The sequence below is a fragment of the Flavobacterium gilvum genome, assembly GCF_001761465.1.
Lineage (GTDB): Bacteria > Bacteroidota > Bacteroidia > Flavobacteriales > Flavobacteriaceae > Flavobacterium > Flavobacterium gilvum.
In genome coordinates this window covers 3175700-3193151 of record NZ_CP017479.1, presented here as the reverse complement: position 1 = coordinate 3193151, position 17452 = coordinate 3175700, and the positions used below count along the sequence as shown (strand labels likewise).

Annotated in this window: 7 protein-coding genes; 5 read left to right on the top strand and 2 right to left on the bottom strand. The window is 38.6% G+C overall.

Annotation, left to right across the window (positions count from 1 at the left end; all coding sequences use genetic code 11):
- Window positions 1–10: 10 nt before the first annotated feature.
- The 3 genes from EM308_RS18095 (at window position 11) to EM308_RS13150 (ending at window position 5053) form a co-directional block, all read left to right on the top strand.
- Window positions 11–3532 carry a sensor histidine kinase gene (locus tag EM308_RS18095; RefSeq protein ID WP_051877637.1) on the top strand — a complete coding sequence of 1174 codons (3522 nt, stop codon included), beginning with the start codon at window positions 11–13 and terminating at the stop codon, window positions 3530–3532.
- 101 nt (window positions 3533–3633) lie between these two features.
- Window positions 3634–4017, top strand: a complete 384-nt coding sequence (locus EM308_RS13155; RefSeq protein WP_035633972.1) for a response regulator — start codon at window positions 3634–3636, stop codon at window positions 4015–4017.
- On the top strand, window positions 4010–5053 hold the full coding sequence (locus tag EM308_RS13150; RefSeq protein ID WP_035633975.1) for an adenylate/guanylate cyclase domain-containing protein: 1044 nt from the start codon (window positions 4010–4012) through the stop codon (window positions 5051–5053). The genes EM308_RS13155 and EM308_RS13150 overlap by 8 nt, the downstream gene beginning before the upstream one ends.
- A gap of 17 nt (window positions 5054–5070) precedes the next feature.
- Here EM308_RS13150 and EM308_RS13145 read toward each other — a convergent pair whose 3' ends face one another.
- Together EM308_RS13145 and EM308_RS13140 are read right to left on the bottom strand one after the other, a co-directional pair.
- The gene (locus EM308_RS13145) at window positions 5071–5658 is read right to left on the bottom strand and encodes an HD domain-containing protein (RefSeq protein ID WP_035633978.1); all 588 of its coding nucleotides are present in this window, start codon (window positions 5656–5658) and stop codon (window positions 5071–5073) included.
- 3 nt (window positions 5659–5661) lie between these two features.
- Window positions 5662–6549, bottom strand: coding sequence for a YitT family protein (locus EM308_RS13140; protein WP_035633979.1), 888 nt, complete (start codon window positions 6547–6549; stop codon window positions 5662–5664).
- Between the two features lie 1373 nt (window positions 6550–7922).
- On the opposite strand from EM308_RS13140, the gene EM308_RS13135 reads away from it, so the two are divergent.
- The gene (locus tag EM308_RS13135; protein ID WP_156101295.1) at window positions 7923–8267 is read left to right on the top strand and encodes a hypothetical protein; all 345 of its coding nucleotides are present in this window, start codon (window positions 7923–7925) and stop codon (window positions 8265–8267) included.
- Window positions 8268–8529: 262 nt separating this feature from the next.
- Window positions 8530–17418: an Ig-like domain-containing protein gene (locus EM308_RS13130; protein WP_035633985.1), complete on the top strand. Its 8889-nt coding sequence runs from the start codon at window positions 8530–8532 to the stop codon at window positions 17416–17418.
- Window positions 17419–17452 lie beyond the last annotated feature (34 nt).

Below are 17452 nucleotides of genomic sequence, written 5' to 3'. Positions count from 1 at the left end.
ATAAAACACTATGAAAATACTATCGATTTCTTTTTTCTTTTTGTTCGGATGTTTAGGTATTCCCGAAATTGGAAAGGCACAGCAACAACAAATGTATTTTGAAAAGTATGATGTGAAATCCGGTTTGCCCGAAAGTTTTGTAAGAGACATAGTTGAAGATCCAAAAGGTTACATTTGGATGGCAACCCAAAATGGATTGGTGCGTTATGATGGCTACCGATATAAAGTGTACCAATTGGGATCCAAAAAAAGAAATCTGGACCCTAGTACTAATGTGTCGGATCTTTACAAAGACCGGAACAATGATGTTTGGGTAAGTACTTATTCAAATGGACTATTCAAATATAATCGCAATAAAGATACTTTTATACAATTTGACTATCCTGAAAAAGATGAGGCAATTAGTTATCACATTTTTGCTGATGATAATGAAGGAAATTTGTGGGGAGCGATCGAAAAAGATGATGAGGAAAATTATATCTGGAAATTGGATAAAAATAATCGTTTTGAATTTTTTGGTAAAAAGTTTAAAAATGTGAATTATATCAATGCCTCTCGTATATATAGTGGTTTTATTTCTAAATCTGGAAAACTTTGGTTTGGAACCAATAATGGATTTTACAGTTATGAAGGAAAGAATATTCCTCTCAAAGGGTATAGTACTTCAACCCATCCTGAGCAATCCAGGGAAGTAGTCTATCTTTATGAAACGCCTTCTGAACCTAGTGTTTTTTGGATGGTAACTTTTCATGGGAAACTTAATGATTGTAAGATTGTTCGTTTTAATTCTAAATTAAATACATATAAAGAATTAAAAACAAACCCTGAATGTTTCGATTATTCAAGAACGAAAGTCTATACTATTGGCTCCTATAAACGTAAATTATATAATAGTATTTATGAAGACAAGAAAAAGCAATTATGGTTTGCTTGTTTTGATGGATTAGTTCGATTAAACAGGACAACAGATAAATTTGATTACTTTAAAACTGGTTTTAAATACGCTAAGCCTTCAGAAATCGAATGGATTGGTGATATTAAAGCAACCAAAGAGGATTCTTTTTGGTTGTCTTCTCCAAGCGGATTAGTAAAATTTGATCCCCAAAAGGCTCAATTTGAAAGATACCAACATGATCCTGAACGAGCAGGATCTGTAAGTGGGAAGTATTGGGTGGCCTCAAAAATGATTGACCATACCGATGCATTTTGGGTAGGTTTTGGTTGGGCTGGTGCAAACAAAAGTAATCGCCTAAAAAGTGCTTTTACGATCTATAAACACACCTCAGAACAATTAGATAGTTATCCTAAAGGAGAAGTTATTTGCGCTTTAGGCGAAAAAGGTTATCAATGGTTTGCCGACGAACATGCTATTTATAAATGGAAAGAGGGTACAAATAGTTTTGTCAAAATTTATAGTTCGGATCTTGATGATTCATTTATTTATCAAGGATGTTCAACCAAGGATGGTAATTTTTGTATAGCCACTACGAAAAGTTTAGTTTTTTACAATGTAAAAACAGGAAAGAAAGATAAATATGCAATAGATAAAATAATTCCTGGAGGTTTTTTGGCAAACCCTTTTGAAGATGGCAATGGAATAATATGGTTGTATACTTCTGACAAAGGAATATGTTCATTTAATCCGAAAACAAAAAAAATTAAAGCTTATCCTTATCGAAAAAATAAAGAAAAATTGACAGCTAAAAATGTTGGGGCATTAGATGATGGTATGGTAACATCCACTTATGTTGATCGCAAGGGGGATTTTTGGGTGGGGACTAACTATGGCAGTTTAAATCGCTATGATTCCAAAAAGGATTGCTTCATTTCGTATAGCAACATACAGAATAAAGGTATGACTTGTATAACGAGTATATATGAGGATGTATCAGGAAGGTTTTGGGTGGGTACGTATCAAAATGGTATTTTTGAATTTGATCGTAAAGAAGGAAGATGGATACGACAGCTAAATGAGACAAATGGGTTATTATTTAATGGGGTGTCAGGAATAAATGAAGATGCTTTAGGACAGCTATGGATAGCAACTGAAAGAGGGCTGTCGCGTATAAATCCAAAAAATATGTCGGTTAAAAATTTTCCGTTTAATACTATTTTGACCGGTTACACTCTAGGAACTAATAATCAAAATTTGTATAAATTAGATGATGGCCGTTTGATGACTCAGCTTTCAAATGCTGTCGCAGTTTTTAATCCAAAAAACCTAGACGCCAATCCGTTTCCACCAAAAGTAGTTTTGGAAGAAATAGCTATTAGTAATCCCAAAGTAACAAAAGAGGAATATACCAATATTTTGACTGAAGGCAAGAAAGAAATACAACTCTCTTACCTGCAAAATCGTATTCGTTTCAATTATATTGGTTTGCAATACGATGATCCGGCTGCAAATACTTATGCCTACAAACTAGATGGCTATGATAAGGATTGGGTGCAGGCCGGAACCCAAAGATCGGTAACCTATACGAATCTTTCTCCTGGTAGTTATACTTTTCATGTAAAAGCGGCCAACAGCGATGGTGTTTGGAGTACAAAAAATGATTCGATAGACCTTGTGATTTCACCACCCTGGTGGAAAACCTGGTGGGCTTATACACTTTACTTTCTTGTTTTTATTGTTTCAATACCTTCGTATGTCACTTATCGGGCCAGAACCCTGAAACGGGAGAATAGTATTCTTGAAGAAAAAGTTACTATTAGAACCAATCAGTTGACCAAATCGATTGAAGATTTGAAAATCACTCAGAACCAGTTAATTCAATCTGAAAAAATGGCTTCATTGGGTGAACTCACAGCAGGAATTGCGCATGAAATACAGAATCCACTGAATTTTGTCAATAATTTTTCGGAAGTCAGTATAGAACTCATTGAGGAAATGCAAGAGGAAATGACTAAAGGGGATACTTCTGAAGCAAGTGTAATAGCAAACGACATCAAAAAAAACTTAGAAAAAATAAATCATCATGGTAGACGCGCCGACAGTATCGTAAAAGGAATGTTGCAACACAGCCGAACTGGAAGCACTATTAAAGAATCTACCGATATAAACAAACTGGCCGATGAATACCTGCGTCTTGCTTATCATGGTCTTCGTGCCAAAGACAAAAGTTTTAATGCCGATTTAGTTACTGATTTTGATTCAACTCTACCAAAAATAAATGTGTTAACACAAGAAATTGGTCGTGTGTTACTGAATTTATTCACAAATGCTTTTTATGCCACACATCAAAGACAAAAAGAATCTGACAAAGGATATAAATCAATAGTCAGCGTGAAGACTGCAGTAAAAGATAAAGGAGTTGAAATAACTGTAAAGGACAATGGTTCTGGAATCCCGGATATCATTAAAGACAAAATTATGCAGCCTTTTTTTACCACCAAACCAAGTGGTGAGGGCACAGGTTTGGGATTGTCTTTAAGTTATGATATAGTGGTAAAAGGGCATGGTGGTACAATTGCTATTGATAGCAGGGAAAATGACTATACTATTTTTACAATTTTACTTCCAATAGGATAAAAAAGTAAATTATTCGAGTAATAAAATTCGTAAATTTAATATTTTGTAAGTAATTGTAAATTAATTGTTTGTGTGTGATTGTCTAAAATAAATAATTAAAAATGAAGATACTAGTAGTAGATGATGAACCCGATGTGCAACCGCTTTTTTTGCAACATTTTCGTAAAGAATTACGACATCATGATTTTGAATTTGACTTTTCCCTTTCTGGTGAAGAAGCTCTAGATTACCTTAAAGAGAAAGCTTCGGAAGTGGTGTTAATACTTTCTGATATCAATATGCCGGGAATGAGCGGTATTGAACTTTTGTCCAAAATCCGACAAGATTATCCAGAACCGCCACCAGTGGTCATGATGATTACTGCTTATGGAGACGAGGAAAATCATAGACAAGCCATACAAAATGGAGCCAATGATTTTTTGACAAAGCCATTGGATTTTAATGTGTTAAAAGAGAAACTAAAAAAAGTAGTGAACAATGGCTAAGATACTTGTAGTTGATGACGAAGCAGATTTAGAAATTTTGGTTAAGCAAAAGTTTAGAAAAAAGATTCGGGAAAATGTTTACCAATTCATTTTTGCCCAGAATGGGGAAGAGGCTTTGCAGAAGGTTTCGGAACATCCAGATTTGGATATTATTCTAAGTGATATTAATATGCCAATAATGGATGGGTTGACTTTGTTGAGTAGATTGCCCGAAGCCAATCCGATGTTGAAAGCCGTTATGGTTTCGGCGTATGGAGACATGCAAAATATACGGACTGCAATGAATCGGGGTGCCTTTGATTTTGTATGTAAGCCCGTAGATTTTGATGATCTGGATCTAACTATGGAGAAAACCATACAGCATGTTAAACAATTACAGGAAACCATAAAAGCAATAAAAGAGAATAATATTCTCAAAATGTACGTAGATGAAAATGTAATTAATTTTATGACTAACAAGGAGTTTGAGAGCAGTCTTCTTAAAAATGAAATGCTCGAAGCAACAGTGCTTTTTATAGATGTGTGCGGTTTTACGACAATTACAGAACAATTTCCGGCAAATACTGTTGTGAATCTGCTTAATGGATTATTTGATACAATCGTAAAAGAAATTATAGCTCAAGAAGGTCATGTCGATAAATTCATGGGCGATGCCGTTATGGCTGTTTTTAGGGGAGATTACCATCTGGACAGGGCTATTGATGCAGGACTTGCTCTAAAAAATCAAATCAAGAACATTGAAGAAATAACAGTTGGGGACAAAAAGTACAAACCAGAAATTTCGATTGGTATTAATTCCGGTGAGATGGTATCCGGGAACATTGGTTCGGCATCTTTAAAACGATTTGATTACACCGTTATCGGCGATGCCGTAAATACAGCTCAAAGACTGCAAAGTGTTGCCAAACCGGGTCAGATTCTTATTTCAGAAGCGGTTTTTAATATTGCAAAAGAATCTTTTAAGTGTGAACGGAATGGTGAATATGTTTTGAAAAATAAATCAGTGCCGGTAAACACCTATGAAGTAATTGAATGATAAGAAATCTTACTTTCTTATATTGCTTTCTTCATAAGTAATTCTAGATTTCTTTTTTTCATAGGTTCTCTGTATTGAATGCAATACGGAGTGTGGTAATGATGATTTTGGAGGAACTTAATTTGAATCTCGTTCCATTCAATTATGGTTAGGTTTGGGTTTGTATGTTTTATTTCAAGGTAGAGATTTGTTCCTATGCGTTCAAAATTATCGGTACCAAGATATTCTAAGTCGGCATCGGCAATTACACATTCTAATTTGGTTTTAGGTATTTGCGGAATAGCCGTTGCTTGTATCATTCCAATGATGATTTTAATTTCGTTTTTAGTGTAACCAAATTGGGGTAATTTTTCTTCCGCGAGTAGTATACTTTTTTCTTCATGCCCATCGGAAGTAGCGTTTATAAATCCGGCGTCATGAAACAACGAGGCTGTTTTTATTAATAAAATATCCTCTTCAGACATATTTTCTTTATGCCCAATATATTCAGCCATTTTAATGACGTGTTCAGTATGTTCCCAATCATGATAGGTTAAAAAAGGGGCAAGGTTCTCTTTTAATAAGTTTATGATGGTGTGGTACAATAAATCCCAGTTTTTTTTCATATCCTAATGCTTAGTCCTGTTTCTTAAAATACCACCTCTTGCTTCTTTAATGTATTGAATGTACATAAAGGCATGTGGATCCAACTGACTAACTTCATCTTTTATCCTTAGTAATTCCAAGCGGGTTACAACAGTTACAATGATATCACAATCTGTTTTTTCATGAAATGTATCTGGAAGATATCCTCGTTCACCTTTGATAACTGTAATTCCTTTTCCAAATTGCTGTACGATTAATGATTTGATTTCCTCACTTTTGGACGAAATGATATGCAAAGAGGTGTATTGTTCTATTCCTTGAGCAATATAATCCAGTGATTTTATAGCCGAAAAATAAGTAACTATTGAGTATAAAGCGGTACTTATGCCAAATGACCAAGCCGCACAAAGAAACAGTGTTGAGTTGATTCCAAAAATAACTTCAGATACATTTAGGCCAATTTTTCGGGTTGTAAATAAGGCAAGTATTTCAATTCCGTCAGCCGCTGCACCACTACGAATTACAAATCCCATTCCCATACCGATTAAGCATCCTCCAAATAGAGCAATTAGCAAATGATCGGATGTTACAGGTTGAATATCTACAAATGTCATACTACCTGCTATCATTAAAAAGGTAATTAAGCTTTGAATGGAAAAAGTTTTACCCAACACAGCTTTTCCGATAAATAAAAAAGGAATATTTAATACAAGCACTAAAATACCGAAGGAGATGTGTGTGATTTCATGGATTAATATCGAAGCTCCTATAACCCCACCATCCAAAAATTTATTTGGAATCATAAATCCTTTTAAGGCTAATGTGATCAAAGCCACTCCAACCAAATTAAGAATGATATTTTTTGGTTCAAATATTTCTTTCCAGTCAATAGGTTCTTGGTTGAATTTCATATTTTCTTCGGTTTAAAGAATAAAGGTAGTATAAAAATATTCTTATTTTACTAAATAACAATTAGTTATTATTGTAAATTTAAGAAAATCCTTCTTTTTAAACCTTGCTTTTTATTTGTTTTTTTAAATCATTAGTATGCAAAAGTGTTTATTGATGATTGTTTAATCGTTTGAATCCTGTTGAGGTAATATGTGATAACACTCAAAATGTATTCAAAAATGTTTATCGTCCTGTTGGGATTAAAGTTTTTAAAATCTATTGTTTAGTTGTTGGGTTCTTTTAATTTTTTTCTTTGATTGAAGGCTCCTTTTTTTAAAATAAAGATGAGTTAATATATCAATATAGAAATACGTGAAATCATTATAGGATTATTTTAAATGTTTTGTGCAGTATATCTGTGTTAAATTGCCTTTTGTATTTGTGGAAATATATCATTTTCTTGAAAATAATAGTGAATCCTTTTAAAAATTGGAAAAAAAATCATGATAATTAATAAAAAACACATGTTTTCGTGTTTTTATTAATTAGTTATTGATTTGTTGATTAATTAACAAAATGCTCTTCTTTATTCTTTAAACTAAGCTATTTTATCTTATTTGTTTGTAATGAATATATTTATTTATTGAAAGTAAAAACTTTATTTATTTATTTAAATATGCATTTTAACGATGAAATTTGCTTTTTATCTATTTTTTTAAATGTTTTTTATGTTAATTTTGGAAATAATTAACATGGGTAAATTTGAAATTTCAATCACATCTAGAAAATGAATTTGACTTTTGAAATTTATGAATATTAAAAATCCCTGTTTTCCAAAATCTAATATTATTTAGGAAGTAATTGCAAGCTTAGATTAAAATGTTGAGAAAATAATGAAAATACCAAGCGTGATATTGATTATCTAAAAAGTAAGTGTTTGATACTTGTCTGCACTATTTTTTTGAAGAAAAAATGAAGAAACACATACTTAGAATTGGCATTAATGTAAGAATCGATGAAACCCAACATTAAAGTCAATATTCACCGATGTTACTAAGATATTAAGGAATCGATATTTTAGAAATATAGTTGATTTTGTATTAAATAGAAGAAGACAGATGATGTAGTTAGCGTCTTTTATAACTAGGATAAATAACAATAGTTTAAATCAGAAATTAAGCAATCCAAATACCTTAACAATATTGTTGAACTGAACAATCATTTTATCAATTGTATGATTTTAATGCCTTTGAACTGATAGGTCAATGTTAAGTAGAATTGAATTCGTGAATATAGTAAAATTGGCAATTTTAATTAAGTTTTATTTGGTTAGATGTCTGATAATGAATACAGTATTGTATTTGTAAAAAAAATGTTTAAATCCTTTCGCATAATGAATAATAATTCCAAAAGAAGTATAATTAATGTTGCCAATGATAACTTCATTGTATCATCAAAGTACAAGGTTGTTAAAAAAGAACTATTTATTGTCTTATTGTGTATTAGTTTGCTTGTAAATTGTTTTAAAATCCGAGCACAAACAAGTCAGAATATTGAAATTCCTTCAGGTTCATTTATTATTAATATGGGTATTGTCCCTCAAACTCTCAATAATGGGTTAAAACCTTATGGCTTGGTTTATGCTTTATTGAATATAGAGTGTCCTGTATATTGGGTTATTAATAGTTCAAAAGCTAAAGATGGTACTGATTTTACTTACTACGCGATACAGGTTTAAGTAATCTTTGAAGCATCAGAATATGGTAAAACAAATTAGACTAAATATTTATTGTCACTCTAACCTTTGTATGTTTTACTGACAAACTCAAAATCATAATAATCCTTGGTCGGATTTCTTTGGTATGAATGCGATTGATACCCGCGTGAATGATGGAGACAATGTCTTCGATCAGTTTTTATAGTAAGTCAAATCTGGAACGTGAGGCCTTTGGATCCTTATTTTAGGATCGACAAGGGAATAACTTTCTAAAATAATTTTTATGAATCAAGTCTTTTTTTCCAAAATCAAATTTTTCTTGGGCAGTTATCAAATCTTCTTTGTACTGTTTTTTGTTTTCTCATTTGTAAAAATAGATGCTCAGGTTACGCCTGGATTGATTTATGAACCAGCTACTGGGGCAGGTAGAGCCGTACTTGATCCCGATGGAGATGGATATTCCTCCAAGAAAACAACTGGTTTTGTAGCAGATGATAGTGCAGAAAGCGAAATAGCTTATAAACCGCTTGTTTTTGTTTCGGTTGAGCCTAATAGCGATTTAGAATCGGGACCCAATTGTGGATTCACTGATTTTGTGGATAAAGGTGATAGGGATCCTGTTCAGTCGTATCTTGATGGTAATGGAAACTGGCTTTTTCGGATGAGGATGGGTAAAACTGCACCGAATGCTAAAAGTTATAGTATATTGATTGATACCGATGGATTGTTTGGAGGAACGGGACCTAATAAAGATCCACAGTATTCCAGTACAAATCCAGGTTTTGAAATTGAAATTGTATTAGCGACAAAATTCGGAGTATTCGTTTACGATGTGAACAATATGAATTGTACTCCGGTAATTTCATATTTAGGAACAACCAATTATCAAAAATCGGTTGCTTTGACAACTTCTTGTGGGGACCCGGATTATTTTTATGACTTTTTTGTAAAGTTCAGTGATTTAGCTTCAAAATTTAGCATTACGACATCTACACCAATGCGTATGGTAATTATAGATAATATGGCAGCCAAGGCATCTACGCTTTGTCATACAAGTTCAGCTTCAGATTTGGCGGGTATTGATGATGCTGCCTATGGAAGCCTTGAAAGAGCAATGACTGCTATTGTAAATAATTATACACCTTGTACTCCCGGATCAGTGTGTACAGCTCGATCATTTTGTCCAGGGATTAACAACATAAATAAGGGAGCGACTTCGGTTTCTGGAATTTCATCGGAAGCTAGCGGAACGCTAATAACTGTTTATAAAGACGGTACATCTATTGGTAGTACTGTGGTAATTTCTGGTGTTTGGGAACTTACAAATATAAGCCCGGCGCTTGATTCAGGTAATGTGATAACAGCAACGGCCACTGCTCCCGGCAAATCGGTATCCATAGACAATTGTAATCCGGTTACTGTTGTGAGTTGTGCGACGGTGACATCAAAACCAGCGACGAGTGACATTGTTAAGGTCTCAGGAAGTAAAGGATATGCGTTAACCGTGAACGGTCATCCGGCAGGAACAATTGTAAGATGGTACGATGCTAGTGGAAATCTTGTGCCTACAACAAATTTAATTGCTCCGTACAATCAGAATCCTGCAACTTCATCGGGAAGTCCCGTAACCGCTTCATTTCAATGCAAGACAGGACAGTGTTTTACTTCTGCAGCATATTCATTTACTTATCAGGAACCGGGCAAGTGTGAATCGGCTAAAACGTATGATTGCCAATATGCTTCTTCACAAACAGCGACCGGTACTCCAACAATTACGGTACCTGTATTGACCACTTCTACTTCTGTGTCTGGAACAGTTGCTTCTCCTGATAATGTATCTGGAGTTATAGTAAATTTATATGTCAATGGAGTACCGTTGGGAACGACAAAAACAGGTTCAGGAGGTGCCTGGACAGTCAATGATGTATCACTTTCAGGAAATCAATGTCAAACATTGTCAGTGGAAGCAATTGCTTCCACTAAGTGTGTTTCACCAACGGCAACAACGACCGTAACCAGAACAGCACTTGCTCCTATAGTAAATGTTCCGCTTTGTTCATCATCTGCAATTACAACTGTCTCAGGAACTTCAGCAGAAGCAGCCGGAACGGTAATTCAAGTATATGATAATGGAACTGTAGCAGGTTCTACCACTACTGTTTCAGCAACAGGCACTTGGAAGGCCACGGGTCTTAGTATAGCTTTAGGACATACGATAACAGCTAAAGTACTGAACAGTTTATGTCTTAATACCAGTGTGACTTCAAATGCGGTTGTAGTAGGGACAAAATCGTCTAATGTACCGGTCATCAATGCGGATGACATTTTGGAATGTTCGGATGTTGTAAGTGGAACAGGGACTAACGGTGATGTTATCAGACTGTATATAGATGGTTTTCAAATAGGTTCAACAGCTACAGTTACAGGAGGAACCTGGGCGATTTCAGGACTTTCGTCCACTTGCGATTTGTATTGTGGAGGTGTTGTGACTGCAACAGCTTCTACCGGAACTAATTGCGAAGGAAATGCATCGGTAGGGAAAACAGTTGTTTGCGTAAACCCTTCAAATAGTCCAACTTATACAGTTTCGTCAAATGCAGTTCCTTCGGGATCAAACATTATTATGACAGTAAATAATTCCGAAAATGGCGTAATTTATCAAATTTATAACGGAGCTTCCACTAGTGGCTCATCCAAATTAGGAACAGGTGGTACAATAACGTTGACTTCATCTCCATTAACTTCCACAGCGACACTTTCTGTTAGAGCAATAAGATTGGGAACCAATTGTATTGATACCTTGGAACAAACAGCCGACATTACTGTAACTTCAGGCCCGACGGCTTCGGTTTTATCAGGTGAAGCTACGATTTGTAGCGGAGTTGGAGCCAATCTTTCTATAGCCATAACGGGGGGTGTTTCTCCTTATACAGTTACAATTGATAATGGAGTAGGAACGATTTCGAATTATATATCAGGGACTAATATTTTAGTTAATCCAAGTGCAACAACAACATATGCTATTGTGTCTGTTAAAGATGCTAATTCTGATTTGTCTACAGGAATAAGTGGTGCTCCAACAGTTACTGTGGTGACTTCGTCTACATCTCCTGTAATTGCAAGTGCCAATAGAGAAAATCTTTGTTCTGGAGATTCTGGAAATATTGATTTAAGTGTAACGGGTGGGTCTGGTACAGACGTAAAATGGTATACAACAAGTTGTGGAGAAACCCTCGTAGGAACTGGAAATCCATTGAATATTACGGCACCTGAGGCAACAACAACATATTATGCAAGATGGGAAAACGGTTCTTGTTATTCATCTTGTGAAAGTGTGATGGTGACAGTAAATTCTATTCCTTCTGCTCCTGTGGTATCGGCAGTTGATAATTGCAATGGGACATCGACTTTGTCAACAAATGCAACAGGTAGTTTGCTTTGGAGTACCAGCGAGACGACATCAAGCGTTACGGTTAATACTTCTGGAACCTATACGGTAACACAAACGGTGAATGGTTGTACCAGTGCCTTTTCAACAACTTTTGCTCAACCAAATTGTATTGCTCCGGTTGCTATTGCCCCAGTTGCTATAGACGATAATTTCATTTCTCGCTCAGCTGCAGTGGTATCCGGATCAGTTGCGACTAATGATTCGGATGGTAATAACACATTATCTGAGCTCGAATTTTTACCGTTGGAAGAACCAACTATTGATCAAGGTACTATCGAATGGGATCCTACCTATAATGGTTCATTTATTTTTACTCCTACACCTGGCTATAACGGTACTGTAACTATAAGATATCGAGTTGAAGACCCTACTGGTCTTAGCGATGAAGGAGTATTGACTATTTATGTATCCAAGAATGATTCACCATCGGCAGTAAATGATACAGCTACCACGGCAGAAGATACTCCGCTCAGCGGAAGCGTTTCGGGCAACGACAGCGCGAGCAATGACGGCGGAAACGTATGGTCATTGGTCGGAGTAAACGGTGGCGCCTTACACGGCACCGTGAGTATGCAAAGCGACGGCTCTTATACCTACACTCCCGATGCCAATTGGTACGGCACGGAAACAATTTACTACCAAGTCTGTGATGTGGATGGCGATTGCTCAAATGCCACCATCACCATCACGGTGAATTCGGTGAATGAATTACCATCGGCGGTAAACGATACAGCCACCACCGCAGAAGATACTCCGCTCAACGGAAGCGTTTCGGGCAACGACAGTTTGAGTAATGACGGCGGGAACGTATGGTCATTGGTTGGAGAAAACGGTGGAGCCTCGCACGGCACGATAATCATGACTCCTGACGGCTCTTATACCTACACACCCGATGCGAATTGGCACGGGATAGAAACAATTGACTACCAGGTTTGTGCTGCGGATGGTGATTGCTCAAATGCCACCATCACCATCACGGTAAGTTCGGTGAATGAATTCCCATCGGCGGTAAACGATACGGCCACTACAAATGAAGACAGTCCTATAAGTGGAAACCTGGCAACTAACGACAGCCCAAGCAAGGACGGAGGCAACGTATGGTCATTGGTTGGAGACAACGGCGGCGCTTTGCACGGCACGATAGCTATGACTCCTGACGGTTCTTATACCTACACGCCAGATGCCAACTGGTACGGCACGGAAACCATTAACTACCAAGTCTGTGATGCGGATGGCGATTGCTCAAAAGCTACGCTCACCATCACGGTAAACCCTGTAGATGAGTTCCCATCGGCGGTCAACGATACCGCCACTACAAATGAAGACAGTCCTATAAGTGGAAACGTGTCAACTAACGACAGCCCGAGCAATGACGCAGGCAATATATGGTCATTGGTTGGAGACAACGGCGGCGCTTTAAATGGCACGATAACCATGACTTCTGACGGCTCTTATACCTACACGCCAGATGCAAACTGGTACGGCACGGAAACCATTAACTACCAAATCTGTGATGTTGATGGTGATTGCTCAAAAGCAACGCTTACCATCACGGTGAATTCGGTGAATGAATTACCATCGGCAGTAAACGATACCGCTACCACGGAAGAAGATACTCCGTTTAGTGGAAAAGTTTCAGACAACGACAGCCCAAGCAATGACGGAGAAAACGTATGGTCATTGGTTGGAGAAAACGGCGGCGCTTTACACGGCACGATAACCATGACTGCTGATGGCATTTATACCTACACGCCCGATGCCAACTGGTACGGCACGGAAACCATTAATTACCAAGTCTGTGATGGGGATGGTGATTGCTCAAAAGCTACCCTTACCATCACAGTAAACCCTGTAGATGAGTTCCCATCGGCGGTCAACGATACCGCCACTACAAATGAAGACAGTCCTATAAGTGGAAACGTGTCAACTAACGACAGTCCGAGCAATGACGCAGGCAACATATGGTCATTGGTCGGAGAAAATGGAGGAGCCACGCACGGTACGATAACTATGACTGCTGACGGTTCTTATACCTACACGCCCGATGCGAACTGGAACGGCACGGAAACAATTGACTACCAAGTCTGTGCTGCGGATGGCGATTGCTCAAAAGCCACGCTCATCATCACGATAAACACTGTAGATGAATTCCCATCGGCAGTAAACGATACGGCCACTACGGAAGAAGATACTCCGTTTAGTGGAAAAGTTTCGGGCAACGACAGCCCGAGCAATGACAGCGGAAACATATGGTCATTGATCGGAGAAAACGGCGGCGCTTTGCAAGGCACGATAACCATGACTTCTGATGGCTCTTATACCTACACACCCGATGCGAATTGGTACGGTACGGAAACCATCAACTACCAAGTCTGTGATGTGGATGGAGATTGCTCAAAAGCTACCATCACCATCACGGTGAGTTCTGTGAATGAATTCCCAACAGCGGTCAACGATACAGCTACTACAAATGAAGACAGTCCTATAAGCGGAACCGTTTCGAGCAACGACAGCCCGAGCAATGACGGGGAAAACGTATGGTCATTGGTTGGAGACAACGGCGGTGCTTTGCACGGTACAATAACCATGACCCCTGACGGCACTTATACCTACACTCCCGATACGAATTGGTACGGCACGGAAACAATTAACTACCAAATCTGTGATGCGGATGGTGATTGCGCAAAAGCAACGCTTACCATCACGGTGAATTCGGTGAATGAATTCCCAACAGCGGTCAGCGATACGGCCACTACAAATGAAGACAGTCCTATAAGTGGAAACGTGGCAACTAACGACAGCCCGAGCAATGACTCAGGCAATGTATGGTCATTGGTTGGAGACAACGGCGGTGCTTTACACGGCACGGTAACCATGACTCCTGACGGCTCTTATACCTACACGGCCGATGCGAATTGGTACGGCACGGAAACCATTAACTACCAAGTTTGTGCTGCGGATGGCGATTGCTCAAATGCCACCATCACCATCACGGTGAATTCGGTGAATGAATTACCATCGGCGGTAAACGATACGGCCAGCACGGCAGAAGATACTCCGTTAAGCGGAAACGTAACAACTAACGACAGTTCGAGTAATGACGGCGGGAACGAATGGTCATTGGTTGGAGACAACGGCGGCGCTTTGCACGGTACAATAACCATGACTCCTGACGGCTCTTATACCTACACGCCAGATGCCAATTGGTACGGCACGGAAACCATTAATTACCAAGTCTGTGATGGGGATGGCGATTGCGCAAAAGCTACGCTTACCATCACGGTAAGTTCGGTGAATGAATTCCCAACAGCGGTCAATGATACGGCTACTACAAATGAAGACAGTCAGTTAAGCGGAAAAGTTTCGGACAACGATAGCCCGAGCAATGACGGCGGAAACGTATGGTCATTGGTTGGAAACAACGGCGGCGCTTTACACGGTACGATAACCATGACTCCTGACGGTTCTTATACCTATACGCCCGATGCAAACTGGTACGGCACTGAAACCATTAATTACCAAGTCTGTGATGCGGATGGTGATTGCGCAAAAGCCACTATCACCATCACGATAAACCCTGTAGATGAGTTCCCATCGGCAGTAAACGATACGGCAACTACAAATGAAGACAGTCCTATAAGAGGAAGCGTTTCGGGCAACGACAGTCCGAGCAATGACGCAGGCAACATATGGTCATTGGTCGGAGAAAATGGAGGTGCCTCGCACGGTACGATAACTATGACTCCTGATGGTTCTTATATCTACACGCCCGATGCGAACTGGTACGGCACGGAAGCCATTAACTACCAAGTCTGTGATGTGGATGGTGATTGCGCAAAAGCCACCATCACCATCACCGTAAACCCTGTAGATGAATTCCCATTGGCAGTAAACGATACAGCCACCACCGCAGAAGATACTCCGCTCAGCGGAAGCGTTTCGGGCAACGACAGCGCGAGCAATGCCGCAGGCAACATATGGTCATTGGTTGGAGACAACGGCGGCGCTTTAAATGGCACGATAACCATGACTCCTGACGGCTCTTATACCTACACGCCAGATGCAAACTGGTACGGCACGGAAACCATTAACTACCAAGTCTGTGATGCGGATGGTGATTGCACAAAAGCCATGCTTACCATCACGGTGAGTTCGGTGAATGAATTCCCATCGGCAGTAAACGATACGGCCACTACAAATGAAGACAGTCCTATAAGCGGAAAAGTTTCGGGCAACGACAGCCCGAGCAATGACGGCGGAAACGTATGGTCATTGGTTGGAAACAACGGCGGCGCTTTGCACGGTACAGTAACCATGACTCCTGACGGATCTTATACCTACACATCCGATGCAAATTGGTACGGCACGGAAACCATTAACTACCAAGTTTGTGATGTGGATGGTGATTGCGCAAAAGCTACGCTGACCATCACAGTAAACCCTGTGAATGAATTCCCATCGGCAGTAAACGATACGGCCACTACGGAAGAAGATGCTCCGTTTAGTGGAAAAGTTTCAGACAACGACAGCCCGAGCAATGACGCAGGCAATGTATGGTCATTGGTTGGAGAAAATGGAGGAGCCTCGTACGGCACGATAGCTATGACTGCTGACGGTTCTTATACCTACACACCCGATGCTAACTGGTACGGCACGGAAACCATTAACTACCAAGTCTGTGATGGGGATGGTGATTGCTCAAAAGCTACCCTTACCATCACAGTAAGCCCTGTAGATGAGTTCCCATCGGCGGTCAACGATACCGCCACTACAAATGAAGACAGTCCTATAAGTGGAAACGTGTCAACTAACGACAGCCCGAGCAATGACGCAGGCAACGTATGGTCATTGGTCGGGGGCAATGGTGGTGCTTTACACGGCATGATAGCCATGACCGCTGACGGCTCTTATACCTACACGCCGGATGCGAATTGGCACGGCACGGAAACCATTAACTACCAAGTCTGTGATGCGGATGGTGATTGCTCAAAAGCCATGCTTACTATCACAGTGAATTCGGTGGAGAAATTTGTCGAGAATCCATCAATTGCATTGATAAAAACAATTGCATCTTCAGATGAAAATGGAGATGGATTGATTGAATCTGGGGAGAAGGTTAAATATGCGTTTGTAATAACAAATACAGGAAATGTAACTCTGACTAATATAACAATATCTGATTTTTTGCCTGGAGTTGTTATAACAGGTGGTCCAATTTCACTTAAGCCAGGTGCAGTTGACAAAACTTCATTTGAAGGAACTTATACAATAACAGCTAATGATTTATTAGCAGGAAGAGTAATAAATACAGCAGAAGTTTATGGTACAACACCTAACGGTGAAATTGTTAAGGATTTATCGGATAATAATTCAAATAATGGTGATGAAAGTACTGTTCTAGACATTCAAAAATGTAAAATCGAAGTGTTTAATTCACTATCTCCAAATGGTGATGGATTAAATGATTTGTTTAGAGTAGATGGTTTAGAATGTTATCCAGAGAATTCGGTTGAAATTTATAATCGCTGGGGAGTTCTGGTATTTGAGAGAGACAATTATAATAACAACGACAGGGCATTCAAAGGAATTTCTGAAGGAAGAGTAACTGTTAAACAATCTGAAGAATTACCCGTTGGAGTTTATTTTTATGTTGTTAAATATAAAGAAGTTGACTCTAAAATTTATAAAAAATCGGGTTACCTATATCTAAATAGGAAATAAAAAAATATAAAATATTTCGGAATTTTTAAATACA

Coding starts and splice junctions, on each gene's coding strand:
- EM308_RS18095 (WP_051877637.1), top strand. CDS start 11: ATGAAAATACTATCGATTTCTTTTTTCTTTTTGTTCGGATGTTTAGGT.
- EM308_RS13155 (WP_035633972.1), top strand. CDS start 3,634: ATGAAGATACTAGTAGTAGATGATGAACCCGATGTGCAACCGCTTTTT.
- EM308_RS13150 (WP_035633975.1), top strand. CDS start 4,010: ATGGCTAAGATACTTGTAGTTGATGACGAAGCAGATTTAGAAATTTTG.
- EM308_RS13145 (WP_035633978.1), bottom strand. CDS start 5,658: ATGAAAAAAAACTGGGATTTATTGTACCACACCATCATAAACTTATTA.
- EM308_RS13140 (WP_035633979.1), bottom strand. CDS start 6,549: ATGAAATTCAACCAAGAACCTATTGACTGGAAAGAAATATTTGAACCA.
- EM308_RS13135 (WP_156101295.1), top strand. CDS start 7,923: ATGAATAATAATTCCAAAAGAAGTATAATTAATGTTGCCAATGATAAC.
- EM308_RS13130 (WP_035633985.1), top strand. CDS start 8,530: ATGAATCAAGTCTTTTTTTCCAAAATCAAATTTTTCTTGGGCAGTTAT.